General features: G+C 64.7%; 24 protein-coding genes and 1 tRNA gene. 2 read left to right on the top strand and 23 right to left on the bottom strand.

Annotated elements, in window-relative coordinates:
• Positions 1-376 precede the first annotated feature (376 nt).
• From CKW06_RS09255 to rlmE, 18 genes are all read right to left on the bottom strand, one after another.
• Complete coding sequence (locus CKW06_RS09255) at positions 377-2,104, bottom strand: patatin-like phospholipase family protein (RefSeq protein WP_077684414.1); 1,728 nt, start codon at positions 2,102-2,104, stop codon at positions 377-379.
• A gap of 340 nt (positions 2,105-2,444) precedes the next feature.
• The gene (locus CKW06_RS09250) at positions 2,445-2,888 is read right to left on the bottom strand and encodes an ankyrin repeat domain-containing protein (RefSeq protein ID WP_024956660.1); all 444 of its coding nucleotides are present in this window, start codon (positions 2,886-2,888) and stop codon (positions 2,445-2,447) included.
• 183 nt (positions 2,889-3,071) lie between these two features.
• Entirely contained in the window at positions 3,072-4,550 is a 1,479-nt protein-coding gene (locus CKW06_RS09245) for a site-specific integrase (RefSeq protein WP_024956659.1), read from the bottom strand.
• Positions 4,551-4,632: 82 nt separating this feature from the next.
• Positions 4,633-4,725: transfer RNA gene (locus CKW06_RS09240), tRNA-Ser, on the bottom strand.
• A gap of 78 nt (positions 4,726-4,803) precedes the next feature.
• The gene (csrA, locus tag CKW06_RS09235) at positions 4,804-5,007 is read right to left on the bottom strand and encodes a carbon storage regulator CsrA (protein ID WP_004152909.1); all 204 of its coding nucleotides are present in this window, start codon (positions 5,005-5,007) and stop codon (positions 4,804-4,806) included.
• Between the two features lie 147 nt (positions 5,008-5,154).
• Entirely contained in the window at positions 5,155-7,803 is a 2,649-nt protein-coding gene (gene alaS / locus CKW06_RS09230) for an alanine--tRNA ligase (RefSeq protein WP_005409025.1), read from the bottom strand.
• 109 nt (positions 7,804-7,912) lie between these two features.
• Entirely contained in the window at positions 7,913-8,404 is a 492-nt protein-coding gene (recX, locus tag CKW06_RS09225; RefSeq protein ID WP_005409024.1) for a recombination regulator RecX, read from the bottom strand.
• Between the two features lie 110 nt (positions 8,405-8,514).
• A complete protein-coding gene (gene recA / locus CKW06_RS09220) occupies positions 8,515-9,552 on the bottom strand; it encodes a recombinase RecA (RefSeq protein WP_005412937.1) in 1,038 nt (345 codons plus the stop codon).
• A 204-nt stretch (positions 9,553-9,756) separates the two neighbouring features.
• Complete coding sequence (gene lexA / locus CKW06_RS09215) at positions 9,757-10,392, bottom strand: transcriptional repressor LexA (protein ID WP_005412936.1); 636 nt, start codon at positions 10,390-10,392, stop codon at positions 9,757-9,759.
• Between the two features lie 207 nt (positions 10,393-10,599).
• Entirely contained in the window at positions 10,600-12,282 is a 1,683-nt protein-coding gene (gene ubiB, locus CKW06_RS09210; RefSeq protein WP_024956658.1) for a 2-polyprenylphenol 6-hydroxylase, read from the bottom strand.
• Positions 12,283-12,316: 34 nt separating this feature from the next.
• Positions 12,317-12,811 (bottom strand): CinA family protein, encoded by a 495-nt coding sequence (locus CKW06_RS09205; protein ID WP_005409020.1) that lies wholly within the window; start codon positions 12,809-12,811, stop codon positions 12,317-12,319.
• Between the two features lie 120 nt (positions 12,812-12,931).
• Positions 12,932-14,242, bottom strand: a complete 1,311-nt coding sequence (gene hflX / locus CKW06_RS09200; RefSeq protein ID WP_005412934.1) for a ribosome rescue GTPase HflX — start codon at positions 14,240-14,242, stop codon at positions 12,932-12,934.
• Between the two features lie 14 nt (positions 14,243-14,256).
• Complete coding sequence (gene hfq, locus CKW06_RS09195) at positions 14,257-14,532, bottom strand: RNA chaperone Hfq (protein WP_004152891.1); 276 nt, start codon at positions 14,530-14,532, stop codon at positions 14,257-14,259.
• A 96-nt stretch (positions 14,533-14,628) separates the two neighbouring features.
• Complete coding sequence (gene miaA / locus CKW06_RS09190; RefSeq protein ID WP_024956657.1) at positions 14,629-15,582, bottom strand: tRNA (adenosine(37)-N6)-dimethylallyltransferase MiaA; 954 nt, start codon at positions 15,580-15,582, stop codon at positions 14,629-14,631.
• Positions 15,582-16,478 carry a dihydropteroate synthase gene (folP, locus tag CKW06_RS09185; protein WP_005409017.1) on the bottom strand — a complete coding sequence of 299 codons (897 nt, stop codon included), beginning with the start codon at positions 16,476-16,478 and terminating at the stop codon, positions 15,582-15,584. Before folP ends, miaA begins: the two co-directional genes overlap by 1 nt.
• A 566-nt stretch (positions 16,479-17,044) precedes the next feature.
• Positions 17,045-17,230, bottom strand: coding sequence for a hypothetical protein (locus tag CKW06_RS09180; protein WP_005409016.1), 186 nt, complete (start codon positions 17,228-17,230; stop codon positions 17,045-17,047).
• A gap of 102 nt (positions 17,231-17,332) precedes the next feature.
• Complete coding sequence (ftsH, locus tag CKW06_RS09175; protein WP_005409015.1) at positions 17,333-19,267, bottom strand: ATP-dependent zinc metalloprotease FtsH; 1,935 nt, start codon at positions 19,265-19,267, stop codon at positions 17,333-17,335.
• Positions 19,268-19,336: 69 nt separating this feature from the next.
• Entirely contained in the window at positions 19,337-19,969 is a 633-nt protein-coding gene (gene rlmE, locus CKW06_RS09170) for a 23S rRNA (uridine(2552)-2'-O)-methyltransferase RlmE (protein WP_005409014.1), read from the bottom strand.
• A 65-nt stretch (positions 19,970-20,034) separates the two neighbouring features.
• On the opposite strand from rlmE, the gene yhbY reads away from it, so the two are divergent.
• Positions 20,035-20,340, top strand: a complete 306-nt coding sequence (gene yhbY / locus CKW06_RS09165; protein WP_004152868.1) for a ribosome assembly RNA-binding protein YhbY — start codon at positions 20,035-20,037, stop codon at positions 20,338-20,340.
• Positions 20,341-20,353: 13 nt separating this feature from the next.
• Entirely contained in the window at positions 20,354-20,728 is a 375-nt protein-coding gene (locus CKW06_RS09160; protein WP_024956345.1) for an Mth938-like domain-containing protein, read from the top strand.
• Positions 20,729-20,753: 25 nt separating this feature from the next.
• On the opposite strand, the gene CKW06_RS09155 is transcribed toward CKW06_RS09160, so the two are convergent.
• From CKW06_RS09155 to surE, 5 genes are all read right to left on the bottom strand, one after another.
• Complete coding sequence (locus tag CKW06_RS09155; protein ID WP_024956346.1) at positions 20,754-21,245, bottom strand: hypothetical protein; 492 nt, start codon at positions 21,243-21,245, stop codon at positions 20,754-20,756.
• A 630-nt stretch (positions 21,246-21,875) separates the two neighbouring features.
• Positions 21,876-22,667 carry a peptidoglycan DD-metalloendopeptidase family protein gene (locus CKW06_RS09150; RefSeq protein ID WP_005409011.1) on the bottom strand — a complete coding sequence of 264 codons (792 nt, stop codon included), beginning with the start codon at positions 22,665-22,667 and terminating at the stop codon, positions 21,876-21,878.
• A complete protein-coding gene (locus tag CKW06_RS09145) occupies positions 22,664-23,278 on the bottom strand; it encodes a YqaA family protein (RefSeq protein WP_024956347.1) in 615 nt (204 codons plus the stop codon). The genes CKW06_RS09150 and CKW06_RS09145 overlap by 4 nt, the downstream gene beginning before the upstream one ends.
• An 18-nt stretch (positions 23,279-23,296) precedes the next feature.
• A complete protein-coding gene (locus CKW06_RS09140; protein ID WP_005409009.1) occupies positions 23,297-23,974 on the bottom strand; it encodes a protein-L-isoaspartate(D-aspartate) O-methyltransferase in 678 nt (225 codons plus the stop codon).
• A complete protein-coding gene (surE, locus tag CKW06_RS09135) occupies positions 23,971-24,750 on the bottom strand; it encodes a 5'/3'-nucleotidase SurE (RefSeq protein WP_010485979.1) in 780 nt (259 codons plus the stop codon). The genes CKW06_RS09140 and surE overlap by 4 nt, the downstream gene beginning before the upstream one ends.

Here is a 24,750-nt window from a genome sequence, read left to right as displayed (position 1 = left end):
CGTTGTGCCCACTGTGTTCTTTTCCTACTCCCACGCCGACGATGGCTTTCGGGAACAGCTCGAGAAGCAGTTGACCATGCACAAGCAAGAAAGCGGGCCGCGAACGGCCCGCTTCCATTCTTTCAAGTAATGACTGATCACCATTTCTTAACCCGGAAGGAAGAAAATAGCTTCCCAAACCTGCTCGGCTGGCCAACTTTGCCTGACTCAGGAGGGTTGCTTTTCACAGTAACCGGATTGAAGTTCCACTGGTGTACAGTTTTGGCCAAAGAGCGTTCATCAGCAGACTGTGGCCTGACCTTTACGACCACGGTCTTTTTTTTCTCGGGCTTCGCGACCGAGACGGGGCCGATAGTTGTGCCGTTGGAATCAAGTTTTATTTCCATAGCTGCGCACCTCTGACGCTATCGATCAGCTTCGAATCCTTATCCACAGCTAACAAAATCTGCTTGACGGAATCGATCACTGAGGTGAACGAACTTTTCAAATCACCCGCCCCGTATATAGCGCAAATTCCATCCAGAGTCAATGACGATGACTCAATCACCAGTACAGGCGGATCCGGCTGTGTGGTATCCCCTGCCAGCACAAGAGGCATGGCTAGGCACCAGAGGCTGTCAGCCAGTGGCCAAACTGAAGTATCTGTGAACAGATCATCATCCGCCTGCTCGCCCAGTCTCTCAGCCTGCCGGACGAACACCTTGTCCTGTCGCAGCACAGTCCTAGCAATAGGACGCCGACGCTCCGCCGCTTCTTCTGGGCCGTATCCCACCTCAAACCTAGGCCAAAGCTTGAGGATTTCGTCACCTCGCCTCGTGGCAATTGCCGCCTTCAGCGTAAAGTCATGCGGCAAGTCCGCCTCAATCAAAGCGCTACGTATTGTGTCTTCAAGTGAGCCTACAAAACGCTGCACTACTAACTCAATAAATGGGGTTGCAACTGCCTTGTAAAGCTCAATAGTCGATTCATTTACAACATTAACCGCCTCATCAACATAGCACTTCTGGCTCTTGTCGAAATCCAATAGATGCAGCCTTGTCTTCGCGGGGACAATCACCAGCCCTGGGATATTCCGAGCATGAATCTCCGGAGGACCGGACACAACGGCATCGATGATCGCCCCTAACCAATGCCCGGATGCAGCACTGGATGAATCCGCAGACCGTAGTGAAATCCCAACCGTCCAACAATCTGGCTGGAACATTCGCTCATCATCAAAAGCCCACAGAGGCAGATTGGAGACAACCCCGCCATCCGCAAACTCATTTATGCTCCCATCCGGCATCCTTATAGGATACGGTTTAAATATTAAAGGAAGACAAATGGAAGCACACACTGCGCTGGCAACTGAAATCCCCGGAGTAGTATCCACAGAGAACAACTGCAACGTCTTCTTTGTCAAATTTGTGGCGACAATCCGGAGGGGCTTACCACCAGCATTTTTAAGCTCTTCGAACGTAATATCCTTCCCACCGGAAATACCGTCCTTTATTGGTGAATTTGCCAACACCTCATCAATGACATCACGAACTTGATCAAGGGGAGCAAGCCCCTCTCTCAGCAACTTGCACAACTTAAAAAATGAAACCAACCCAGCAACTAAGAGCACAACAATCACACTGAATACAACCAGAAATCCAGTAGCCCTCAATGAAAGCGCGAATAGTGTAGGGGCCGCAAATAAGGCAAAGACCAATCCAGCCAGCAAGTCCACCGCCATAAACTTAAGAATGGCGGTATTTTCTGCAATCCACCTAGCCTTCTTTATCCTAGCCCATCCACGCTCCGTGAAGAGCCCGGTAAGTGAGCCAGAAGAAAATCCTTCCAGCCCTTTCAAGACGTGATGATCACTCTTTCCGCTCAAATCTAGGATCTGATCAGATTCATAGCCCGCAGACACTAATGCGGCCATAATTGATCCGGCCGAGGTACCAGCCACTCCTACTATTTCAGGTCTCGTTGCTGGCTTTGATAGATCTTTCGGCGGAAATTCTGCTAGCTCTAGTGCTTTCAAGGCACCAACGTGGACTGCCCCGCGGGCGCCTCCGCCTTGGAACACAACGTAAACCTTTCTCGCCTCCACGGCCTTCCTCTCGGTACTCATAACGCAGCTCGCTCCATCTAAATACACCCACCTCACCGCGCCGGTGACAATATCTCGCTTTACATCCCAAAGATTGAGCTATGACTTTACATTTTGCGCCCGGCAAGTACTCTTTAATTTGCGATATCCAATGCCAGCAAGGGGAGCCCGCTCTACTCGCCAGCCCAACTGACAGAGCGATTGAGCGTCTGTAACTGAGAGATACAAGATAGGACACACATCCGGCCTCAACACTGAAGCAAAACAATGAATTGACCGTGAGCCGCTCGACCGTTATCTCTTCTCCGCTAGGGTTTCAGTGACCTTGAATGGCACAAGTGGAAATGCGGGTGACTATGTATCAGCACACCGCGTCAGAGCGACTCTTGGCATGCAAAAATTTGGCGAAATCGTCGTCCCCAACGTCCTTAGCCTCCTCTTCTGGATCCCCCTCTTCCACGCTTGCTCCCGCCACAAGCAGTGCCTCGGCGACCTGACACTTAACCTCGAAATCGAGCTCCAAGTCACGGGCCAGCCAGACCAAGGGAGGCTGATCCTCATCGTCGTCTGTGTAGGAATACGCGTCCGGGCCCAGCCCGGTAGCCAAAAGCGCCCTCACAAGCTCCACATCCCCCATCACGCAAGCGTTGTGCAGTTGGGGATACATCAGTGACCGCCCGCGCTCTTGGAGGCCTTCTGGCAGCGCCTTCACCGCGTCCAGCATCTCATCGAAGCGCGTACGAAAGGCCTCACTGCCCCCGTAGAGGTCGTCGAAGCCCATGGCGGCTGCAATGTCTGCGTGCATATCGGTTTCCCTATTTGGAAGAACTAAACGTGCCGTCCAACCCTGCGCGCTGAGGCCAGCCTCGTGGCCAACTGCTGGCTGCGCGCACGGCATACCCAGAGAAGTGATTTGGATCGGTGAGCAGTAGCGCCGGGCAAGATGCAAGTCACAACCTCGCCTGATGCCCTCATCCCGCAACAGACCTCACTCCTCACCCAAGTCCCCCCTGCCCAACCGAAGTCCCCAGTGGAGCACCGGGTGGCAAGCCTCGGCCAGCGCCCGCGGCGCGAACTCCGTCTCATAAGCGTGGGCATGTTCTTGCCGGTCGGACAGCTCGTGGCCCGTGTACTCCTCCCGGAGCTCACGGTGGACGCCCTTCGCTTTGAGCGCGCCGATCACGGTGTCACGGAAGCTGTGGTGCCCCACCCTGCCGCCGCCGCGCGCCTTGATGCCCAGCTTGACCAGGTAGCGAGAGAAGGCGTGCTGAGCTCTGCCGGCAGGCCCATTCTTGGCGTCAAACGTCAGCTCCGGAAAGAGCTTGGTCTCGCCAGCCGCCTTCAGCCTACGCACCCGCTCCCACAAGCCCAACGCGATGAGGTCGGGATGCACCGGCGTCTTTCGGTCACTGGCGTCGGTCTTGAGGCTCTTGTGTTCGCCCAACCAGGTGAAGTGGAAGATCGGGACGCCCTCCTCCTCCCGGCAGTCCTCAAGCTCCAAGCGGGCCACTTCGTTGGAACGCGCACCCGTGTAGAGAAGGATGAGCGGGATCCACTTAGCCGCATCTCCCTTCAGTTGCCGGAAGTTCTCGGGGTCAAAGACACGCTGCACCTGGTCTGGAGAGAATGCCTGCGAGCCGTGCGTTTTGGCCCGCTGCTTCTTGACCTGCTTTGACACCCGAGCGTGACCCTCCGCAGGGTTATCCCCGACGGGATAGAGGCCCGAGGTTTGAGCCCAGTCCAGGAAGGTCACGCAAACCGAGAAGCGGTTGGCGATGTAGGTGATCACCCGCCCCAAGGACTGCTCATGCAAGAACCAATCGGCGAAGTCCAAGCGCGTCAGCTCCTGCAACAGCACCGGTCGGCCATTCTTGCGCTGTCCTGCCAAGAAGAGCTCCAGGTCAACCAGCGCTTTCCGCTTCTGAACGATGGTCTTGCCAACGTTCTTACCTTGTATGCCCAACAGATATTTCTCGCGCGCATCCGCAAGGGTGATACCCACCGGCACGGGTGGCCGCTCATTGTCCACCGGTCGAGAGGGAAGAGGCGCCGAGGGCGGCACAACGCCTTCGACGGCGGCGGCCAAAGGGTCGAGCGCCAAGAGATCGCGAACGGTCTCCTGAAACAACACACGATCACGATCGTCGTTGATCTCGACACGACCCAGCTCCACACCACCCGGCAGCTTGACCCCTTGAAGGGTCAACTCGCGGATAGGCTTTCCCTTGAGCATCTTCAAGAGCTCATCCAGCTCCGGTCCCATACCGTCATTCCTGAGGGCAGCGAAGATCTGAGCATAGCCTGCCTGCATCACCAGCGCACAAGCGGTGGCGACACGCGCACAGGTCGTCGCGGTGGCGCGTTTGATGACTTTGCAGCCCAGCAGGGATTGAAGATCGCTCGGCACCTTCAGCCGAACGTAGAAGCGGCCAGTCGTGCCGCGGACCAAGTAGTGCGCTACTCGCATGACAGAGTGTCCAAGCGAGTGTCCAAGGCCGAAAAAAGAAAAACGCCCGCAAATCACTGATCTGCGGGCGTTTCCTATCAACTGGCGGAGTGAGAGGGATTCGAACCCTCGATAGAGCTTTTGACCCTATACTCCCTTAGCAGGGGAGCCCCTTCGGCCACTCGGGCATCACTCCGGGGTTTTCTCCGCGTCTGGTGCGTTGCACCTCAGCGGGGCGTGAATCATAACGTTAATCGAGTGCGAAGGTAAAGCGTTATTCGGCAGAATTTTCGCTACCGGTGCCACCGGCTTCGTCACCGCGCTGGATGCGCTGATAGATCTCTTCGCGATGCACAGCAACGTCCTTCGGCGCGGTGATGCCGATACGCACCTGGTTACCCTTGACGCCAAGCACGGTGACGCTCACCGAGTCTCCGATCATCAGGGTTTCGCCGACGCGGCGAGTCAGGATCAACATTTTTGTAAGTCTCCATGGAACCGTGTGGAAGGGTATCCCCCACCGGCTTGACGCTCCGTCAAGAAGCGCTACCACGACAAAGGGAAAAGATTAGCAATGGTACCGTCAGCCGTCCCGCTCCTACAAGGAGGGGGACGGCCAGGTTCATCACAGGCGGGGGCTGACCCATTCGACGACTGCAGCCAGCGCAGTGGCAAGGGCGGGCCCGTCCTCGCCACCACCCTGGGCGAGGTCCGGGCGTCCGCCGCCCTTGCCCCCGATCTGACTGGCGATATGGGACAACAGTTCCCCGGCCTTGACCTTGCCCATTGCACTGCCGTTCACACCCGCGACCAGGGCGGCCTTGCCGTCCTGGGCGCCGGCCAGCACGATCACCGCGTCGCCCAGCTGCTGCTTGAGGCGGTCCATGGCGTCACGCAGGGCCTTGGCGTCGAAGCCCTCCAGGCGGGCAGCCAGTACCTTCACGCCAGCAACCTCGACGGCCTGGCCGGACAGATCGGCCGTGGCACCGGCGGCGACCTTGGCCTTCACGGCCTCCAGTTCGCGCTCCAGCTGCTTCTGGCGCTGGCCGAGGGCACGGATCTTCTCGACCACGTCGGCAGCGCTGCCACCGAGCAGTTCGGCGGCCTCGGCCAGGCGGGCCTCTTCGGCGTCCACGTAATCCAGCGCACCCTGGCCGGTAACAGCCTCGATGCGGCGCACGCCCGCGGAGACGCCGCCCTCGGAGGTGATCTTGAACAGGCCGATGTCGCCAGTACGGTTGACGTGGGTACCACCGCACAGCTCGGTGGAGTAGTCACCCATCTTCAACACGCGCACGTGCTCGCCGTACTTCTCGCCGAACAGGGCCATCGCGCCGAAGTCCAGCGCTTCCTGCATGCCCATGTTGTGTACTTCGGCGGCGTTGTTGGCGCGCACCTGCTGGTTGACCTTGCGCTCGATCACGGCAAGCTCTTCCGCGCTGATCGGCTGGAAGTGCGAGAAGTCGAAACGCAGGCGGTCCGGAGCGACCAGCGAGCCCTTCTGCTGCACGTGGGTGCCCAGCACTTCGCGCAGGGCGGCGTGCAGCAGGTGGGTGGCCGAGTGGTTGAGGATGGTGGCGCCACGGCGCTCGCCATCGACCCGGCCGGAGAGCACGTCGCCGACCTTCAGGCCGCCTTCGGACAGGGTGCCGACATGGCCATGGAACTGGCCGGCGAACTTCTGCGTGTCGTCCACCGCCAGGCGCACGCCGTTGCCGGTCAGTACGCCGGTGTCACCGACCTGGCCGCCGGACTCGGCGTAGAACGGGGTCTGGTTGGTGATGACGATGACTGCGTCACCGGCATCGGCCGACTGCACCGGACGGCCGTCCTTGAGCAGGGCCAGCACGGTCAGGCCGTCAGCCTGCAGGCGGTCGTAGCCCAGGAACAGGGTCGGGCTCAGGGTCGCCACCAGCTCGGCGGGCAGGGTCACGCCACCACCGAACTTGCCGGCCGCGCGCGCGGTCTCGCGCTGCTGCTCCATCGCGGCATCGAAGCCGGCAATGTCGACGGTCAGGTCGCGCTCGCGGGCGATGTCCTGGGTCAGGTCGAGCGGGAAACCATAGGTGTCGTACAGGCGGAAGGCGTCAACGCCCGGGATCACGCCATTGCTGGCCTTGCCTGCGACGTCCTCGAAGATCTTCATGCCGGCATCGAGGGTTTCGGCGAAACGCTCTTCTTCGGCCTGCAGCGCACGGGTGACGGTGTCCACCGCAGCCGGCAGTTCCGGATAGGCTTCGCCCATCTGCTCGACCAGGGTCGGCACCAGCTTGCTGAAGAACGGCTGGCGCACGCCCAGCATCCAGCCGTGGCGCAGTGCGCGGCGGATGATACGGCGCAGCACGTAACCGCGGCCTTCGTTGGACGGCAGCACACCATCGACGATCAGGAACGAACAGGCACGGATGTGGTCGGCGATCACGCGCAGCGACTTGTTTTCCAGGTCGGCGGTGCCGGTCAGCTCGGAGGCCTTGCGGATCAGGGCCTGGAACAGGTCGATCTCATAGTTGGTGTGCACGTGCTGCAGGATCGCCGCCAGGCGCTCCAGGCCCATGCCGGTATCCACGCACGGCGCCGGCAGTGGCACCAGGGTGCCGTCGGGCTGGCGGTCGAACTGCATGAACACCAGGTTCCAGATTTCGATGAAGCGGTCGCCGTCTTCATCCGGGGAACCCGGGGGGCCACCGGCGATATGGTCACCGTGGTCGTAGAAGATTTCGGTGCACGGGCCGCACGGGCCGGTGTCGGCCATCTGCCAGAAGTTGTCCGAGGCGAACGGTGCGCCCTTGTTGTCGCCGATGCGCACGATGCGCTCTTCCGGCACGCCGACCATGTCGCGCCACAGCGCGTAGGCTTCGTCATCGGTCTGGTAGACGGTGACCAGCAGGCGTTCGGCCGGCAGCTTCCAGACCTGGGTCAGCAGTTCCCAGGCCCAGGCGATCGCGTCCTTCTTGAAGTAGTCGCCGAACGACCAGTTGCCCAGCATTTCGAAGAAAGTGTGGTGGCGCGCGGTGTAGCCGACCTGGTCGAGGTCGTTGTGCTTGCCGCCCGCGCGCAGGCAGCGCTGGACGTCGGCCGCCCGCACGTAGCTGCGCTTTTCCGCGCCAAGGAACACGTCCTTGAACTGCACCATGCCGGAGTTGGTGAACAGCAGGGTCGGATCATTGCCCGGCACCAGCGGCGCCGACGGCACGATGGTGTGGCCTTTGCCCTTGAAGAATTCAAGGAAGTCGCTGCGGATCTGGGAAGTCGTGAATTTGGCGGATGCGTTCATTGGGGGCTGGCAGTCTGCGGGCCGGCGGACCCGGACCACCGGCCGCGTTGGCCAGGGTCGCGAGGGACCGCCGAAAACCTAAAGGGTATCAGGCCCGGCGCCGCCAGTCTCAGTCATCCGGGTCGTAGCGGGTCGCGCGGCGGATGCTGTCGCCGTCGAAGCCCCGCCGGGCCAGCAGATCGGCAGCCTTGCGCCGCTGTGTCAGGTCCTGCGGGCCGGCCTCGCCAAAGCGTCGGCGGACCAGATCACGGGCGTTTTCCTGCCAGTCGCCTTCGTAGCTGTCCATCGCTGCGGCAATCGCGGCACTGTCCAGGCCGTGGGTCCCCAGCTCGGCGCGGACATGGATCGGCCCATAACCGGTGTTGGCGCGCATCCTCACCAGGTTCTCGGCAAAACGGGTGTCGTCCTGCCAGCCGGCCTCGGTCAACTTGGCGACAGCGGCCTGCGCGGCTTCGTCTTCGATGCCACGGGCGGTCAGCTTGCGGGTGAGTTCCTTGCGCGAGTGCTCGCGGCGGACCAGCAGGCCCAGTGCCCGTTGCACGGGGGTCTGCTCACGCGGCCGGCGCTTGCGGCCGGTCGGAATGTCTTCGGCGTCGGACATGGGTACTCCAAGGGTGGCGCCATCCGTGGCGCCCAGCCCATCCCTGGGCGATTCGAACCTGCGGGACAGGGCAACGTCACTGACGGCGCCACCCTGCCCCACAGCAAGCCTTATTCGTCTTCGCCTTCGTCGTCGCCTTCCTCGCGGGCCGCTTCGGCCGGCTGGAATTTCTCGCGCAGCTCGGCCTCGAGCTTGGCGGCGACAGTCGGGTTGTCGCGCAGGTAGCCGCGGGCGTTGTCCTTGCCCTGGCCAATGCGTTCTTCACCGTAGCTGTACCAGGCGCCAGCCTTCTCGACCAGCTTGGCATCCACACCCATGTCGATCAGCTCGCCTTCACGGCTGATGCCTTCGCCATACAGGATCTCGGTGATGACCTGCTTGAACGGAGGTGCCAGCTTGTTCTTGACGACCTTGATCTTGGTCTGGTTACCGATGATCTCGTCACCCTTCTTGATCGCGCCGATACGGCGGATGTCCAGGCGGACCGAGGCGTAGAACTTCAGCGCGTTGCCACCCGTGGTGGTTTCCGGGCTCTGGCCCGGCATCATCACGCCGATCTTCATGCGCAGCTGGTTGATGAAGATCACCAGGGTGTTGGAGCGCTTGATGTTGCCGGTCAGCTTGCGCAGCGCCTGGCTCATCAGGCGGGCCTGAAGGCCTGGCAGCTGGTCGCCCATCTCGCCTTCGATTTCGGCCTTCGGGGTCAGCGCGGCAACCGAGTCGATCACCAGGATGTCGACCGAACCCGAACGGACCAGCATGTCGGCGATTTCCAGCGCCTGCTCACCGGTGTCCGGCTGCGACAGCAGCAGGTCGTCCACGTTCACGCCCAGCTTGGCGGCGTAGATCGGGTCCAGCGCGTGCTCGGCGTCGATGAAGGCCGCGGTGCCGCCCATCTTCTGGCATTCGGCGATGGCCTGCAGGGTCAAGGTGGTCTTGCCCGAGGATTCCGGCCCGTAGATCTCGACGACACGGCCCTTCGGCAGACCACCAATGCCCAGCGCGATGTCGAGCATCAGCGAACCGGTCGGGATGGCTTCGACGGGTTCGACCACGCGGTCGCCCATGCGCATCACCGAGCCCTTGCCGAACTGCTTTTCGATCTGGCCCAGAGCTGCAGCGAGGGCGCGCTTCTTGTTCTCGTCCATCGGATTGGTCCTTGCAGAGGTCGTGTCGTTGGAGGTGCTGTCTTTGGGGGTCTTCTTTGCCATGGGTTCACTTTAAGTCGGACGTATCGCACAGGCTGAGATTCTGCCCGGCGCTCTGAAAAGAATTATCGGACATCCGTACCAACCTCAGTGGAACCAGAGAATCGCCACAAAAGACCGCGGGGTAATGCGCTATGGAACGGGTCAACGGTTGGGCCGCAGCAGGCCGCAATAGAGCCCCTCGATCGCGAAGTCCTGATCCGGCAGTACCTCGATCGGCTTGTAATCGGGATTGCGCGGCAGCAGGCGGATGCGATCCTTGGCGATCTTCAGCAGCTTGACCGTGATCTCGTCATCGATGCGGGCCACCACGATCTGCCCGGAATGGGCGTCGCGGGTGCGGTGCACGCCGATCAGGTCACCGTCGAAGATGCCCTCGTCGATCATCGAATCGCCCTGCACCTTCAGCAGGTAGTCCGGCGCTGGCGAGAAGAACACCCGGTCCAGCACCACGAAATCGTCCGAGCCGATGTCGGCGCCGATCGGCAGGCCGGCCGCAACCCGGCCCAGCACCGGCAGGCGCAGCACACTGTCGGGCAGGCCCGGCTCGGCCAGCTTCTCGACCGGCGGCGCCTGCACCAGGCGGATGCCGCGGGCCTGGCCGGGGATGCGACGGATCGCACCGGCCTGCTCCAGGGCTTCCAGGTGGTACTGGGCCGCGCGCACGCCCTTGAAGCCGAACGCACGTGCGATTTCAGTCTGCGAGGGCGGCGCGCCTTCGCTCTCGATACGCTCGGCGATCAACTGCAGGATCGCCTGCTGGGTGTCGGTCAGGTCCATGGTTAGTAGTATTAATACTAATATCCGGGACTGCAAGTGCCGCAAACGACATGGAGTGGCGCGGGCCTGTTGGGCCGAGGCATGCTCGGCAAGCGTCGCCGGGTATGGCCCGGCACCAGGAGCAAAGGCAGCCGACCAGCGGTCGGCTCTACAGGAATCGCGCAGCGATTCCGCGGTTCCCGCTGGGAACCGCTGCGGTAAACACACTCAGGTGTGTTTACCGCTTCTCCATATCGAGAACAGGATCCACACGCCGCAGAAGGCGGCGCCGATAAAGCCGCACACGCCCAACGCCAGCAGCCAGCGGCTGGAGACGCCGCCGACGCTGTGCATCACGATCGAGGAACCGATGATCAGCGCAGCAGTGACGATGCCCATCACCAACCGGTTCGCTGCGCGGTTCACCTGTTCGCCGAAGCCCTGCAGCGCCGTGGTTTCCACCTTCAACTGCAGGCGTCCCCGGCGCGCCGCCTGCACCAGCTTGCGCAGGTCGCGGGGAAGCTCACCGGCGAAGTCGACCAGGCCCAGCAGGCTGCGGCGGCCGCGCTTGAGCAGCGCCTTGGGCGCATAGCGCTGCAGCACCACCCGCTCCAGGAACGGGCGCGCGGCACTGGCCATGTCGAAATCCGGGTCCAGCTGCCGGCCCATGCCTTCCAGGGTCAGGAACGCCTTGATCATCAGCGCCAGGTCAGCCGGCAGGGTCAGGCTGTAGCTGCGCAGCAGCTGGGTGATGTCGCCCAGCATCAGGCCGATGCGCAGGTCCTTCAGCGGCACGCCACGGTATTGATCTACGAACTGGCTGATGTCGTGCTGCAGCCGGTTCTCGTCCACCTCAACACCGCCGGCCCAGTCCAGCAGCACGTCGGCCACGCCCTGCGGGTCCTGCTCGACCAGCCCGTGCAGCAGCTGAGCCACCTGGAAACGCCGCACTTCCGACAAGGCGCCGACCATGCCGAAATCGATCACGCCGATGCGGCCGTCACGCAGGTAGATGATGTTGCCGGGGTGTGGATCGGCGTGGAAGCTGCCGTCCTCCAGCACCATCTTCAGCACGATGCCAGCGCCACGCCGTGCCAGCTCGCGCCGGTCCAGGCCCGCCGCATCGACGCCGGCCAGGTCTCGGCCAGGAATGCCGTCGACGAAGTCCTGCACGTTCAGGCTCTCGCAGGTCCACTGCCAGTGCACCTTCGGAATCAGTATGTCGTCACGGCCGCTGAAGTTGCGCGCGATGCGCTCGGCATTGCGGCATTCGGCAGCGAAATCCAGCTCGCGGCGCAGCGACACGGTGAACTGCTGCACGACTTCGGCCGGGCGGTAACGACGCAGGTCCGGCAGTCGCGCTTCAACGATCTCGGCCAGGCGGGCCAGCAGCCGCAGGTCGGCCTCGACCACATCGCGGATGCCGGGGCGCCGCACCTTCAGCACCACCTCGCGACCATCATGCAGGCGCGCGCGATGGGCCTGCGCCAACGAAGCGGCGGCCATCGGGGTTTCATCGAGGAAGGCGAACACGTCTCCAGGCGATGCGCCCAGGTCGGCTTCGAGCTGCTCGCGGATATCCGCGTACGGCAGCGCCGGCACCGCGTTCTGCAGTTCGGACAGCTCGGCGATCCATTCCGGCGGCAGCAGGTCAACGCGCGTCGCCAGCACCTGCCCGAGCTTGACGAAAGTGGGACCGAGATCCTGCATCGCGCTGCGCACGCGCACCGGTGCGGTCATCCGCAACAGTTCCTGCCGCTCCTCGTTCCAGTGCAGAAGGCGGCCTGCCCGCTCCAGCGTGCTGGCCAGGCCGATGCGCCGCACCACGTCACCAAAGCCATAGCGGATCAGGACGATGGCAATTTCCTGCAGTCGGCCCAGGTCACGGACCGTGCCCAGCGTTTCCCACATCATGCGTGCTCCGGACGATTACCGGAGCAGCATGTCACAGCTGGGCGTCGATACCGCGCAATGCCGCTGCCACGGTTTGCCGGCGGATGGCTTCGCGGTCGCCATCGAACTGGAACAGCTCGGCGCGGGCATAGCCACCCCGGCGCTTCCAGCCAATCCAGACGCTGCCGACCGGCTTGTCCGGGCTGCCGCCGCCGGGACCGGCGATGCCCGTCACCGCGACGGCGATGCCGGCACCCGAATTGACCAGCGCACCGGACACCATTTCCAGCACGGTTTCGCGGCTGACCGCGCCGAACTGCTCCAGGGTCTGCGCGCGCACACCCAGCAGGCGCTGCTTGGCTTCGTAGCTGTAGACCACCATGCCGCAGTCGAAGAACGCCGAGGAACCGGCGATGTCGGTCATGCACTTGGCAATCCAGCCGCCACTGCAGCTTTCAGCGGTCACCAGCTGCAGCGAGGCCTGCTGCAGGCGCTGCCCGAGCGCGGCGGACTGGGCGTTGAGGTCGGCGTCGGTGGGGATGGACATCGGCATGACGGTGGGGTGAAGAACCTGCACGTTGTACCGCAGATGACAGGCGGATGTCGCGCCCCTCCAGCACGGTGGTTGCCGGCCAGCGGCCGGCACTACCGGGGATTGGCCGCTACCTCACCACTCCGGCAGCTTCTCCGGCAGCAGCGCCCGGATCGGCGCGCCGTCGGCACTGGCGGCCAGCTTTTCGGCTTCGGCGATCGGCAGGTCGACCTGCAGCAGCCAGCCGTCTTCATCGGCCTGCTCGCTGCGGATCACTTCCAGCTGGTGCAGGCGCGCGCGCAGGCGGCCGGCATCGGGTGGCAGGCGCAGTTCGCCGGTGACGTGCTGCAGGCCCAGGCGCTTGCCCAGCACCGCCTGCAGCAGCTCCAGGCCCTGCCCGTCGCGTGCGGAAATCCACACCCGCTCGCGGCGCGATTCGTCCGGGATGCCATCCTGGCCGTCGTGGCGGACGTCGGCACCGTCGATGCGGTCGATCTTGTTGAACACCAGCAACTGCGGCAGGTCACCGGCACCGACTGCGGTCAGTACCTCGTCGACCTGTGCGATGCGCTCCTCGCGGTGCGGATCGGCGGCGTCGACCACGTGCAGCAGGAAATCCGCCTCGCGCGCCTCGGACAGGGTCGAGCGGAACGCCGCAACCAGGTCATGTGGCAGGTCGCGGACGAAGCCGACGGTGTCGGCCAGGACCACGTTGCCACCCGGAACCGCAATGCGGCGCACGGTCGGATCCAGCGTTGCAAACAGCTGGTCGGCGGCATAGGCCTCGGCGCCGGTCATGGCGTTGAACAGGGTCGACTTGCCGGCGTTGGTGTAGCCCACCAGGGCCACGCGCGGCAGTTCGCTGCGCACGCGTGCACGGCGCATCTGGGTGCGCTGCACTTCCACCTTTTCCAGGCGTTTCTGCAGCTGTTCGACCCGCTTCTGCAGCAGGCGGCGGTCGGTTTCCAGCTGGGTTTCACCCGGGCCGCGCAGACCGATCGAACCACCGCGCTGGCGCTCCAGGTGGGTCCAGCCGCGCACCAACCGCGTGGCCAGGTGACGCAGCTGCGCCAGCTCGACCTGCAGCTTGCCCTCGTGGCTGTGCGCACGCTGGGCGAAGATATCCAGGATCAGGCCGGTACGGTCGATCACCCGGCGCTCCAGGAACCGTTCCAGGTTGCGCTCCTGGCCCGGGCTCAACGCATGGTTGACCAGGATCAGGTCGGCACCGCTGGCGTCGGCCGCGGCCTTGATCTCGTCCAGCTTGCCGCTGCCGATCAGGGTCGACGGATTCGGTCGGTCCAGGCGCGCAGTGATCGTCGCGGCGATGCTGGCCCCAGCCGAGCGGGCCAGATCACCGAATTCTTCCAGCACATCGTCTTCCAGCTTGCCGAAATGGGGCTGGATCAACAGGGCGTGTTCGCCCTTTTTCGAGCGGTCAAACATTCACCGCTCCGGTCTTACTCGTCTGCTTCATCACCTGCCTGACCACCTTCACCCGACTGCACGTAACCACCGCCCGGACCGACCTTCACGTTGCGTGCCGGAACGACCGTGGAAATGGCGTGCTTGTAGACCATCTGACTGACCGTGTTGCGCAGCAGGACCACGAACTGGTCGAACGACTCGATCGTGCCCTGCAGCTTGATGCCGTTGACCAGGTACACCGAAACCGGCACGCGCTCGCGCCGAAGTGCGTTCAAGAAAGGATCCTGCAGCGATTGCCCCTTGGACATTGCACACTCCTGATTATTGTTCTTATTGGGTTGCCGACGGTTGCCACGGCCCCCGAGCCGACCGCCGACCGATGATGTTACACGGCTGGCGGGGGTTCAGCGTGCGACGAAGGTCGACACCGCGCCGGCCAGGCGCTCCCCATCGACATGGGGGTCGAACCAGCGCGCATCAAGCTCGCCGCGCAGCCAGGTCAGCTGGCGCTTGGCCAGCTGCCGGGTGGCGAAGATTGCCTTGTCACGGAAACGGGCGGCATCACCCTCCCCGTCCAGGTATTCCCAGGCCTGGCGATAGCCAACCGCGCGCACCGCCGGCAGGTCCAGCGGCGCCGTCACGGCGGCCATTTCCGGCATTGCACGCAGTGCCCGCACCTCGTCCAGGAAGCCCTGCGCCAGCATGGCGTCGCAGCGCGCCTCGATGCGCTGGTGCAGTACCGCGCGGTCACGCGGGGCGAGGATCAGCTTGAGGGTGCGCACCGGCAATGGCGCGACACCCGGCCGGCGCTGCCATTCACTGATCGGCGTGCCGGTGAGGCGATAGACCTCCAACGCCCGCTGGATGCGTTGCGGGTCGGTGGCATGGATACGTGCGGCTGCGGCTGGATCGACCATGGCCAGTTCTGCGTGCAGTGTCGCCCAGCCCCGCTCGGCCGCCTCGGTGCTGAGTGCTTCGCGCATCACCGGGTCGGCCTCCGGCATCGGCGACAGGCCCTGCAGCAGGGCCCGGAAGTACAGCCCCGTGCCACCTGCCAGGATCGGCGTTTTGCCGCGTGCCACGATGTCGGCCACGACGCGGCCGGCATCGGCGGCGAACTCGGCCGCCGAATAGGTCTGCCACGGATCGCGCAGGTCCAGCAGATGGTGCGGCGCCTGCGCCCGCTCGGCCGCATCCGGCTTGGCCGAGCCGATATCCAGATGCCGGTAGACCAGCGCCGAATCGACGCTGACGATCTCGCCATCCAGCTGCTTCGCCAGGGCGATCGCGGTGGCGGTCTTGCCACTGGCGGTCGGCCCCATCACGGCGATCGCCAGTGGCCGCCGGTCGATGCCCATCAGTCTTCGTCCGGCCAGCGGATCGTCGGCGTGGCGTCGGCGCGCGGCGTTGGCACGGCCTCGACTGCCTGCCAGATCTTCAGTGCATCAACGGTGGCGGCCACGTCATGCACGCGCACGATGCGCGCGCCGCGCTGCACCGCGATCAGGTGCGCGGCCACCGAGGCGGCCACGCGCTCGGACGGCGTGTCGCGACCGGTCAGTTCGCCCAGGCTGCGCTTGCGCGACAGGCCAGCCAGCATCGGCACGCCCAGCTCCAGGAACCGCTCGGAGCGTGCCAGCAGGGTCATGTTGTGGGCAGTGGTCTTGCCGAAACCGAAACCGAGATCGATCAGCAGGTTCTTCTTCGAAATGCCCGCCATCTCGGCAGCGAACAGGCGCTGGACCAGGAAGCCGTGCACCTCGGCGACCACGTCGTCGTAATGTGGATCGGCCTGCATGTGGCCTGGCTCGCCCTGCATGTGCATCAGCACCACCGGCACGCCGGTTGCAGCGGCGGCGTCCAGCGCCCCTTCCTGACGCAGTCCGTAGATGTCATTGATCATGCCGGCGCCAGCCGCCACCGCCGCGCGCATCACTTCCGGCTTGAAGGTGTCGATGCTGATCGGCACCCGGGTGCGTGCGGCCAGCTGCTCGATCACCGGAATCACCCGGCGCAGTTCCTCCTCCACCGATACCGGCGCAGCGCCCGGCCGGGTCGATTCGCCGCCGATGTCCAGCAGGTCCGCGCCCTCCTCGACCAGCTTGAGGCCATGTGCGACCGCGGCCTCGGTGGTGTCGTGCGCGCCGCCATCGGAGAACGAGTCCGGGGTGACGTTGACGATGCCCATGACCCGGGCACGGTCGAGGCGCAGGATGCGGCCGGCGCAATCGAGCTGGGGCGAGGTATCGAACATGGGCAATCCTGCAGGGACAACGGCGGGTAGTTTAGTTCGGCAGGGCGGCGCCCTGCACCCGCAGAGGCCAGAGCAACAGCAACAGCGGGTTTCCTGTGGGATGGCGGGGTGGGTCCAGTTGCGGGGGACGCCGTAAATACGTCCATGTAGGCTCGGTCGCCGCATCCATGCGGCTCACGCCCCCGCAACCGGACCCACCCCGCCTTCGACAGATCTCCGCGATCTGCAGTAGATCCACGCCATGCGTGGATGAATCTCCATCGGAATCGAATATTTCGAATTGGAATCGAAATGCATCCACGCATGGCGTGGATCTACCGTGTCGACCAAGGTCGACACCTACCAACAGCCGCAGGAATCTGTCAGAGGTGGGGCGGTGTGGGTTGGCAGGACCGTTGGCGCCATGGATGGCGCCATCGAGCCCCCAGGGACGGGTTTACGGCGTGTCCTGCCAACCCACACCGCCCCGCCAAACCACGGAATGCCGCTGTCGCTGTTGCTGTTGAGGTTGCCGGCCAGCGGCCGGCACTACCACGGGTGCAGGGCGAAGCCCTGCCGACACCCTCTCAACGGCGGCGGCGCTTGCGGTCCACGTACAGGGTCTTGGCGATGCTCAGCACGATGCCGACCCCGATACCCACCACGCAGCCCAGCAGCAGGTTGTCGGCCCCCAGGCCCACACCCACGCCGACCACGGTGGCGATCACCATTTCGGCAGTGTGGGAAATCGGTTCGGGCTTCGGGGCGGACATGCGGGCTCCAGCGTCAGATCGGTTCTTCGGGATGGGCCAGTGGCCCGGAAACGACGAAGCCGGGTTGCCCCGGCCTCGTCTGGTGTCACCTGCAGCGGGCCGTCAGTGCGATTCGGCCGGGCCTGCGATCGGCGGCAGCGGACGGGCGTCGCCGCCCTTGTCGTTGCCGCCATCCTTGTTCGACTTGCTCCAGCCCGCCGGCGGCGGCGGATCGCGGCCTTCCATGATCGCGTCGATCTGCGGCGCGTCGATGGTCTCGTACTGCAGCAGCAGCTGCGACATCGCGTGCAGCTTGTCGATGTTCTCGGTCAGCAGCTGGGTCGTGCGGGCGTAGGCCTTGTCGAGGATGTTGCGCACTTCCTCGTCGATCCGGCGCGCCGTGTCGTTGGACACGCTCTTGTGCTGGGTGACCGAACGGCCCAGGAACACCTCGTCGTCCTCTTCGCCATACGCGATCGGGCCGAGCTGCTCGGACAGGCCCCACTTGGTGACCATGTTGCGGGCCATCTTGGTGGCACGCTCGATGTCGTTGGAGGCGCCGGTGGTGACCTTGTCCTCGCCGAAGATCAGTTCTTCAGCGACGCGGCCGCCGTACAGCGAGCACAGCTGCGACTGGATCGCCACGCGGTTCATCGAGTACTTGTCGCCTTCCGGCAGGTACATGGTCACACCCAGCGCACGGCCGCGCGGAATGATGGTGACCTTGTAGACCGGGTCGTGCTCGGGCACCAGGCGGCCGACGATGGCGTGGCCGGCCTCGTGGTACGCGGTCAGGGTCTTCTCGTCCTCGCTCATGGCCATCGAGCGGCGCTCGGCACCCATCAGGATCTTGTCGCGTGCACGGTCGAAGTGGTCCATGCGGACTTCCTTCTCGTTGCCGCGCGCGGCGAACAGGGCCGCCTCGTTGCAGAGGTTGGCCAGGTCCGCACCGGAGAAGCCCGGGGTACCACGCGCGATCACCATCGGCTCGACGTCGTCAGCCAGCGGCAGCTTGCGCATGTGGACCTTGAGGATGTGCTCGCGGCCCTTCACGTCCGGCAGGCCGACCACGACCTGGCGGTCGAAACGGCCCGGGCGCAGCAGCGCCGGGTCCAGCACGTCCGGACGGTTGGTCGCGGCGATCACGATCACGCCTTCGCCACCCTCGAAACCGTCCATCTCGACCAGCAGCTGGTTCAGGGTCTGCTCGCGCTCGTCGTGACCGCCGCCCAGGCCGGCGCCACGGTGGCGGCCGACGGCGTCGATTTCGTCGATGAAGATGATGCACGGCGCGTGCTTCTTGGCCTGCTCGAACATGTCACGCACGCGGCTGGCGCCGACGCCGACGAACATTTCCACGAAGTCCGAACCGGAGATCGAGAAGAACGGCACCTTGGCTTCGCCGGCGATGGCCTTGGCCAGAAGCGTCTTGCCGGTACCCGGCGGGCCCACCATCAGCACGCCGCGCGGAATCTTGCCGCCCAGCTTGGTGAACTTGGACGGGTCGCGCAGGAAGTCGACCAGTTCGCCCACTTCTTCCTTGGCCTCGTCGCAGCCGGCGACGTCGGCGAAGGTGACCTTGATCTGGTCTTCGCCCTGCAGCTTGGCGCGCGACTTGCCGAAGGACATCGCGCCCTTGGCACCGCCGCCACCGCCCTGCATCTGGCGCATGATGAACAACCAGAAGCCGATGATCAGGATGACCGGCAGGAAATTCATCAGGATCGCGCCGAGGGAAATGCCGCTGGACGGCTCCTCCTGCACGATCTCCACGTTCTTGGTACGCAGCACGTTGATCAGGTCACGATCGAACGGCGCGGTGATGGTGGACGACTGCCCACCGCGGGTGGTGTAGGTCAGCTGGCTGGTGCCGCCACGCATGTCGCCGCCAAAGGCGACCTTCTGCACGTTGCCGCTGTCCACCTGGTCCAGGAACTGCGAGTAAGACGCGCCCTGCGCGCCGGCCCCGGAGGACTTCGGCGAGAAGCTCTGGAAGACCACCATCAGCACGACGGCGACGACCACCCATAGCAGGAGGTTCTTGGTCAAGTCGTTCATCCTCATTGGCTCCGGTGTTCCTCTCAGTGCTGGCGTTGCGTTGGGGTCGAACTTGCGTACGTTGCGAGCTTACTTCATGTGGGCGCGTTTTCCCTGACCCAAGGCATACACCTCGGGAGAGCGCTTGCGCGACGCTTCCGGCTTGCGGATGGAGACCTTGTCGTACCGGCGGCGCATGTCGCGCACGTAGTCGTCAAAGCCTTCACCCTGGAACAGCTTGATCAGGAACGCCCCACCGGTCTTCAGGTGGTTGTCGGCAAAATCCAGGGCCAGCTCCGCCAGGTGCATCATCCGCGGCTGGTCGACCGCGCCTACACCACTCTTATTGGGGGCCATGTCCGACAGCACAAGGTCTACCGGCTGATCCCCGAGCATGGCTTCAAACTGCGATAGAACGGCTTCTTCCCTGAAGTCACCATGAAGGAACTCCACGCCGGCCAGCGGCGGCATGTCCAGGATGTCCAGCGCCAGCACGCGACCGGTGTCGCCGATCTGTCTCCGCACCTGCTGAGACCAGCCGCCCGGGGCGGCACCGAGGTCGACGACCACCATGTGCGGCTTCAGCAACCGGTCACGTTCCAGCAGCTCTTCGAGCTTGTAGGCGGCGCGCGAGCGCATGCCTTCGGCCTGGGCCTTCTTCACGAAGGGGTCGGAGAAGTGTTCCTTGAGCCAGCGCTGGCTGCTTTTGCTGCGGGTAGCCATTGAAAATAGGGGCTGATGGGGTCCTCATGATACCCTGATCGCCCCATTCAACCGTGTTTTCCTGCATGTCCATCGCCCTGACCGCCTCCCAGACCCGTTTCCTGCGCGGCCAAGCCCACGACCTGAAGGCCCTGCTGCAGACCGGCGGCAAGGGTGTGACCCCGGCCTTCATCGCTGAGCTGAACGAAGTGCTGGAGCGCCACGAGCTGGTCAAGGTGAAGGTCGCTGCTGAAGACCGCGACGCCCGTGACGTGATGATCGGCGAGATCGTCGAAGCCACCGAAAGCGCGCTGGTGCAGCGCATCGGCCACGTCGCCGTGCTGTACCGCCCGAGCAAGGAACAGCGCCAGATCGTGCTGCCGCGCGGCTGATCGCCCTACTGCCATGCAGCTGAACCACGAACCGCCGGATTACGCCTATAGCCTCCGTGCCGCCGATGGCCGCTCGGCCAAGGTGAATGACCAGGCGCTGGGCAGCAGTTTCTTCCTGACCCCGGACCAGCTGGTCACGCAATGGCCGGTGGTGAGCGCCACTGCGCTGCATGTGGCTGACCTGGAGCCGATCCTGGCGCTGAATCCGGCGCTGATCGTGCTCGGCACGGGTGACCGTCAGGTGTTCCCGCCGGCGGTGGTGATGGCCGCCTGTCTGTCACGCGGCATCGGCCTGGAAGTGATGAACAATCCAGCCGCCGCGCGCACCTTCAACATCCTGGCGGGCGAAGGCCGCAAGGTCGCCGCCGCCTTCATTCTGGAAGGCTGAGGTCGAGTCGCCGGGTGGCTCCCGGCTAGCTGCCCGAAGGTGTGCAGCGGAATGCCGAGAACGCCTTGAGCCGGCCAATCAGGTTGCCGCCCCGCCCCCAGCGTATATCCATGACCTTCCAGTCCCGGTCCTGCCGCTGCAGCAGGACCCGGTCGGTCCAGCGGTAGTCGCCCACGGCCATGTCGACATGGATCCAGGTGGCGTCACCGCTCGATCCGGGCATTCCCACGGATATTGTTTCCGGTCGATCCGGCGCCAGCAGATACGGGCTCTGGTCCAGCATGTGCGGCTTTTCATCGGGCGCCGCCAGTGCGGTGCAGGCCTGTTCATATGCACGCTGCGCAGCGATGGCTGAGCGGAGGGCCTCACCCAGCAGCGGGGAAATGGCCGTTTCGTTCGACGTCGGTGCCTGGATGGCGTCGTAGAGACGGGTGACCACGTCACGTGGATCGCTGCTGGCGGCGGCCGCCAATGGCGCGACGATGAGCAGCACGAAAAGGGCTGTTGGGCGAGACATGCGGCACCGGATTGGGAGGCCGTTGAAGCATGCCGCTTCCCTGGCTCGCCGGGAAGCTTGAGATGCGCCACTCATGGTCGCAAATGGCCACCCACGGCAGCCGGCCTACAGCGAGTCGAGCATGGCTCGACGCTACAGGTCGGGAACGCCGAGCATTGCCCGGCGCCACCCGACCCCACGACCTCAACGCGCCGGCAGGTACTGCTGCGGGTCCACCGGCTTGCCGTTACAGCGGGTGAGCCGGCGGTGTTTGCGGCCCATGGGCCGCACCGTCGGCGAACGCCCGGCGCGCTGCGCCGGGCCGGGGATCCGCCCAGATGGCGAATCAGCGATCAACGCGCCGACAGGTACTGCTGCAGGTCGACCGGCTTGCCGTTGTAGCGGGTGAGCCGGCGGTGTTTGCGGCCCATGGGCCGCACCGTCGGCGAACGCCCGGCGCGCTGCGCCGGGCCGGGGATCCGCCCAGATGGCGAATCGACGATCAGCGTGCCGGCAGGTACTGCTGCGGGTCCACCGGCTTGCCGTTGTAGCGGGTGAGCCGGCGGTGTTTGCGGCCCATGGGCCGCACCGTCGGCGAACGCCCGGCGCGCTGCGCCGGGCCGGGGATCCGCCCAGATGGCGAATCAACGATCAGCGTGCCGGCAGGTATTGCTGCGGGTCCACCGGCTTGCCGTTGTAGCGGATCTCGAAGTGGACCATGTCGCGGTTCGCACCGGTGCGGCCCATCTCGGCGATCTGCTCACCTGCCTTCACGCTCTGTCCTTCATTCACCAGGCGCTTGCGGTTGTGGCCATAGGCCGACAGCCACTGGTCGCTGTGCTTGATGATGATCAGCTCGCCGTAGCCGACCAGGCCGGCGCCGGAGTACACCACCACACCGTTGGCGGTGGCCTTGACCGGCTGGCCGCTGGTACCGGCGATGTCCACGCCCTGCTTGGTCGCGTCACCGGCCACGTAGCGGCCGACGATCGCGCCATCGGCCGGCCAGCGCCAGGCGATGTTGCTCTTCACCGGACCCACCGGCGCCGGGGCCGGGGCCGATGTGGTGCTGCCGCCGCTGCTGCCACCCGAGCGCGGCGGGGTGACCACCGTGGTCGGCGCGCGGCCGCCGCTGGCACCGGCCGGATACAGTCGGATCACCTGCCCCGGATGGATGGTCGAGGGGTTGTCCAGGCTGTTCCAGGCAATCAGGTCGGCCGGGGTGATGTCATGGATGCGGGCCAGCGCATAGATGGTATCGCCCTTGCGCACCACCACGGTCTGCCCGGGCTTGGGCACCGAGGTCTTCGGCGTGGTCACACCACCGCCGGTGCTGCCACCACCAGGACGAACCACGGTTGCGGTGCCGCAGGCGGCCAGGGTGGAAACCAGCAACGCCAGCGCGCCGATGCGCACTCCCTTGCTCAGACGATCAGGATTCATGCGAACTTCGACCTCCATACAAGCCAGGCGATCAGCACCACCACCAACGCGGTGGCGATCCAGCCCAGCGGTTCAATCCAGCGACGCAGTGCCGCTTCAGCACGCGCACCACCGAGACGGATGACCGCAGCCAGCACGAACACGCGCTTGCCGCGACCGATCAGCATGCTCAACAGGTACTGCGGCATCGGCACGCCGACGATACCCGATGCCCACGTGAAGACCTTCATCGGGATGGGCATGAAGCCGCCCAGCACCAGGAAGGTGAACACCGCCCACGGCGACTCGGCCATCTTGGCCTGCACGGTGGTGATGCCCTGCTCGATGGCCGGCAGCATGCCCAGTGCTTCGAACAACGGCTTGATCGCTTCGAAGGCATAATGACCCAGTGCATAGCCAATCAGCGCGCCGACCATCGAGCCGGCCAGGCTGAGGGTGGCGAACCACCAGCCGCGTTTCGGCTGGGCCACGCACATCGGCGCCAGCATCACTTCCGGCATCACCGGAAAGATGATCGCCTCGAAGAAGCTCAACACCGTCAGGTAGGTCGGCGCGCGTTCGTGCGCCGCCCACTTCATCGCCCGCTCGTACAGCGGCCCGAAAATCTTCATGCAACCCTGCTCCGTGGATTAGTCGAGCATGCCGGACAGCAGCGGCACGAAGGTGACCGGCGCCAGCACGCGTTGTTCGATGCTGCCGTCAGCCCTGCGGTCCAGCTGCACCAGCGACTGCCCACCCGGCCCGCCGACCGGCGCCACCAGGCGGCCGCCCTCGGCCAGCTGCCCGACCAGTTCATCGACCAGTGCAGGCGCCGCGGCGGTGACGACGATGGCATCGAACGGGCCGTGCTCGGCCCAGCCGGCGCGGCCATCATCATGCTTGGTGCGGATATTCATGCCCAGCGCACGGAAGCGCTTGCGCGCCTGTCGCAGCAAGTCGCCGATGCGTTCGACGGTGTAGATCTCCAGGCCCAGCGCGCCGAGCACGGCGGCCTGGTAGCCGGAGCCGGTACCGACTTCCAGCACTTTCTTTGGCGAGACCTGCAGCACGGCTTCGGTCATGCGCGCCACCACCCACGGCTGGGAGATGGTCTGGCCGTGGCCGATCGGCAGGGCGGTGTCTTCGTAAGCGCGTGACGCCAGCGCTTCGTCGATGAACAGATGACGTGGCACCACCCGGATCGCATTCAAGGTCGACTCGTCGACGATGCCAGCCTCGCGCAGGCGATCGACCAGGCGGTCGCGCACACGCTGCGAGGTCATGCCGATGCCGACGGCTTCCGGTTGCAGGCGCAGGCGTGGGCTCATGCCGGCTGGTCCAGCGCGGCGCTGAGGCCGCCGACCCAGCTGGCCACTTTCTCCAGTGCCTGGTAGCGGGTCAGGTCGACCTGGATCGGGGTAATCGAGATGTGGCCGGTGCGTACCGCGTGGAAGTCGGTGCCGGGGCCGGAGTCCTGCTCACGACCGGCCGGGCCGATCCAGTACACCTCGTTGCCGCGCGGGTCCTTCTGCGCGATGCAGCCTTCGGCGCGATGGCGGTTGCCCAGGCGGGTGACCTCGAAGCCCTTGACCTCGCTCCACGGCAGGTCCGGCACGTTGACGTTGAGGATGGTGTCAGCCGGCAACGGATCGGCCTTGAGCCGGGCGACGATCTCCACCGCAGCGCGCGCGGCGGTCTCGAAGTGTTTCGGATCGTGGTTGCGGGTGACCAGCGAGACCGCCACCGCCGGCAGGCCGAGGAAGCGACCTTCCATCGCCGCCGAGACGGTGCCGGAATAGATCACGTCATCGCCGAGGTTGGCGGCGTTGTTGATGCCGGACACGACAATGTCGGGTTCGAACTCGAGCAGCCCGGTCAGCGCCAGGTGCACGCAGTCGGTCGGGGTACCGGCCACCGAGACGGTGTAATGGTCGATGCGCTTGAGGCGGATCGGCAGGTCCAGGGTCAGCGAATTGCTGGCGCCGGAGCGATCGCGGTCGGGCGCGACCACCGTGACTTCGTGACCGGCCTCACGCAGCACCGAAGCAAGCATCCGGATGCCTGCGGCGTCGACGCCATCGTCGTTACTGACCAGGATTCGCAT

The organism is Stenotrophomonas maltophilia, from assembly GCF_900186865.1.
In the GTDB taxonomy this organism is placed as follows: domain Bacteria; phylum Pseudomonadota; class Gammaproteobacteria; order Xanthomonadales; family Xanthomonadaceae; genus Stenotrophomonas; species Stenotrophomonas maltophilia.
Note: the sequence above shows the minus strand (reverse complement) of the source record. Positions and strands in the feature narration are given on the sequence as shown.

What these genes read in the sequence shown, in the direction of transcription:
- recA (WP_005412937.1), bottom strand. Translation starts at nt 9,552, where the DNA reads ATGGACGAGAACAAGAAGCGCGCCCTCGCTGCAGCTCTGGGCCAGATC.
- yhbY (WP_004152868.1), top strand. Translation starts at nt 20,035, where the DNA reads ATGTCCATCGCCCTGACCGCCTCCCAGACCCGTTTCCTGCGCGGCCAA.
- lexA (WP_005412936.1), bottom strand. Translation starts at nt 10,392, where the DNA reads ATGGACCTGACCGACACCCAGCAGGCGATCCTGCAGTTGATCGCCGAG.
- CKW06_RS09140 (WP_005409009.1), bottom strand. Translation starts at nt 23,974, where the DNA reads ATGAGCCCACGCCTGCGCCTGCAACCGGAAGCCGTCGGCATCGGCATG.
- hfq (WP_004152891.1), bottom strand. Translation starts at nt 14,532, where the DNA reads ATGTCCAAGGGGCAATCGCTGCAGGATCCTTTCTTGAACGCACTTCGG.
- hflX (WP_005412934.1), bottom strand. Translation starts at nt 14,242, where the DNA reads ATGTTTGACCGCTCGAAAAAGGGCGAACACGCCCTGTTGATCCAGCCC.
- CKW06_RS09205 (WP_005409020.1), bottom strand. Translation starts at nt 12,811, where the DNA reads ATGTCCATCCCCACCGACGCCGACCTCAACGCCCAGTCCGCCGCGCTC.
- CKW06_RS09255 (WP_077684414.1), bottom strand. Translation starts at nt 2,104, where the DNA reads ATGAGTACCGAGAGGAAGGCCGTGGAGGCGAGAAAGGTTTACGTTGTG.
- ftsH (WP_005409015.1), bottom strand. Translation starts at nt 19,267, where the DNA reads ATGAACGACTTGACCAAGAACCTCCTGCTATGGGTGGTCGTCGCCGTC.
- folP (WP_005409017.1), bottom strand. Translation starts at nt 16,478, where the DNA reads ATGTTCGATACCTCGCCCCAGCTCGATTGCGCCGGCCGCATCCTGCGC.
- CKW06_RS09250 (WP_024956660.1), bottom strand. Translation starts at nt 2,888, where the DNA reads ATGCACGCAGACATTGCAGCCGCCATGGGCTTCGACGACCTCTACGGG.
- miaA (WP_024956657.1), bottom strand. Translation starts at nt 15,582, where the DNA reads ATGGGCATCGACCGGCGGCCACTGGCGATCGCCGTGATGGGGCCGACC.
- rlmE (WP_005409014.1), bottom strand. Translation starts at nt 19,969, where the DNA reads ATGGCTACCCGCAGCAAAAGCAGCCAGCGCTGGCTCAAGGAACACTTC.
- CKW06_RS09145 (WP_024956347.1), bottom strand. Translation starts at nt 23,278, where the DNA reads ATGAAGATTTTCGGGCCGCTGTACGAGCGGGCGATGAAGTGGGCGGCG.
- CKW06_RS09245 (WP_024956659.1), bottom strand. Translation starts at nt 4,550, where the DNA reads ATGCGAGTAGCGCACTACTTGGTCCGCGGCACGACTGGCCGCTTCTAC.
- CKW06_RS09160 (WP_024956345.1), top strand. Translation starts at nt 20,354, where the DNA reads ATGCAGCTGAACCACGAACCGCCGGATTACGCCTATAGCCTCCGTGCC.
- surE (WP_010485979.1), bottom strand. Translation starts at nt 24,750, where the DNA reads ATGCGAATCCTGGTCAGTAACGACGATGGCGTCGACGCCGCAGGCATC.
- ubiB (WP_024956658.1), bottom strand. Translation starts at nt 12,282, where the DNA reads ATGTGGGAAACGCTGGGCACGGTCCGTGACCTGGGCCGACTGCAGGAA.
- recX (WP_005409024.1), bottom strand. Translation starts at nt 8,404, where the DNA reads ATGTCCGACGCCGAAGACATTCCGACCGGCCGCAAGCGCCGGCCGCGT.
- alaS (WP_005409025.1), bottom strand. Translation starts at nt 7,803, where the DNA reads ATGAACGCATCCGCCAAATTCACGACTTCCCAGATCCGCAGCGACTTC.
- CKW06_RS09180 (WP_005409016.1), bottom strand. Translation starts at nt 17,230, where the DNA reads ATGTCCGCCCCGAAGCCCGAACCGATTTCCCACACTGCCGAAATGGTG.
- csrA (WP_004152909.1), bottom strand. Translation starts at nt 5,007, where the DNA reads ATGTTGATCCTGACTCGCCGCGTCGGCGAAACCCTGATGATCGGAGAC.
- CKW06_RS09150 (WP_005409011.1), bottom strand. Translation starts at nt 22,667, where the DNA reads ATGAATCCTGATCGTCTGAGCAAGGGAGTGCGCATCGGCGCGCTGGCG.
- CKW06_RS09155 (WP_024956346.1), bottom strand. Translation starts at nt 21,245, where the DNA reads ATGTCTCGCCCAACAGCCCTTTTCGTGCTGCTCATCGTCGCGCCATTG.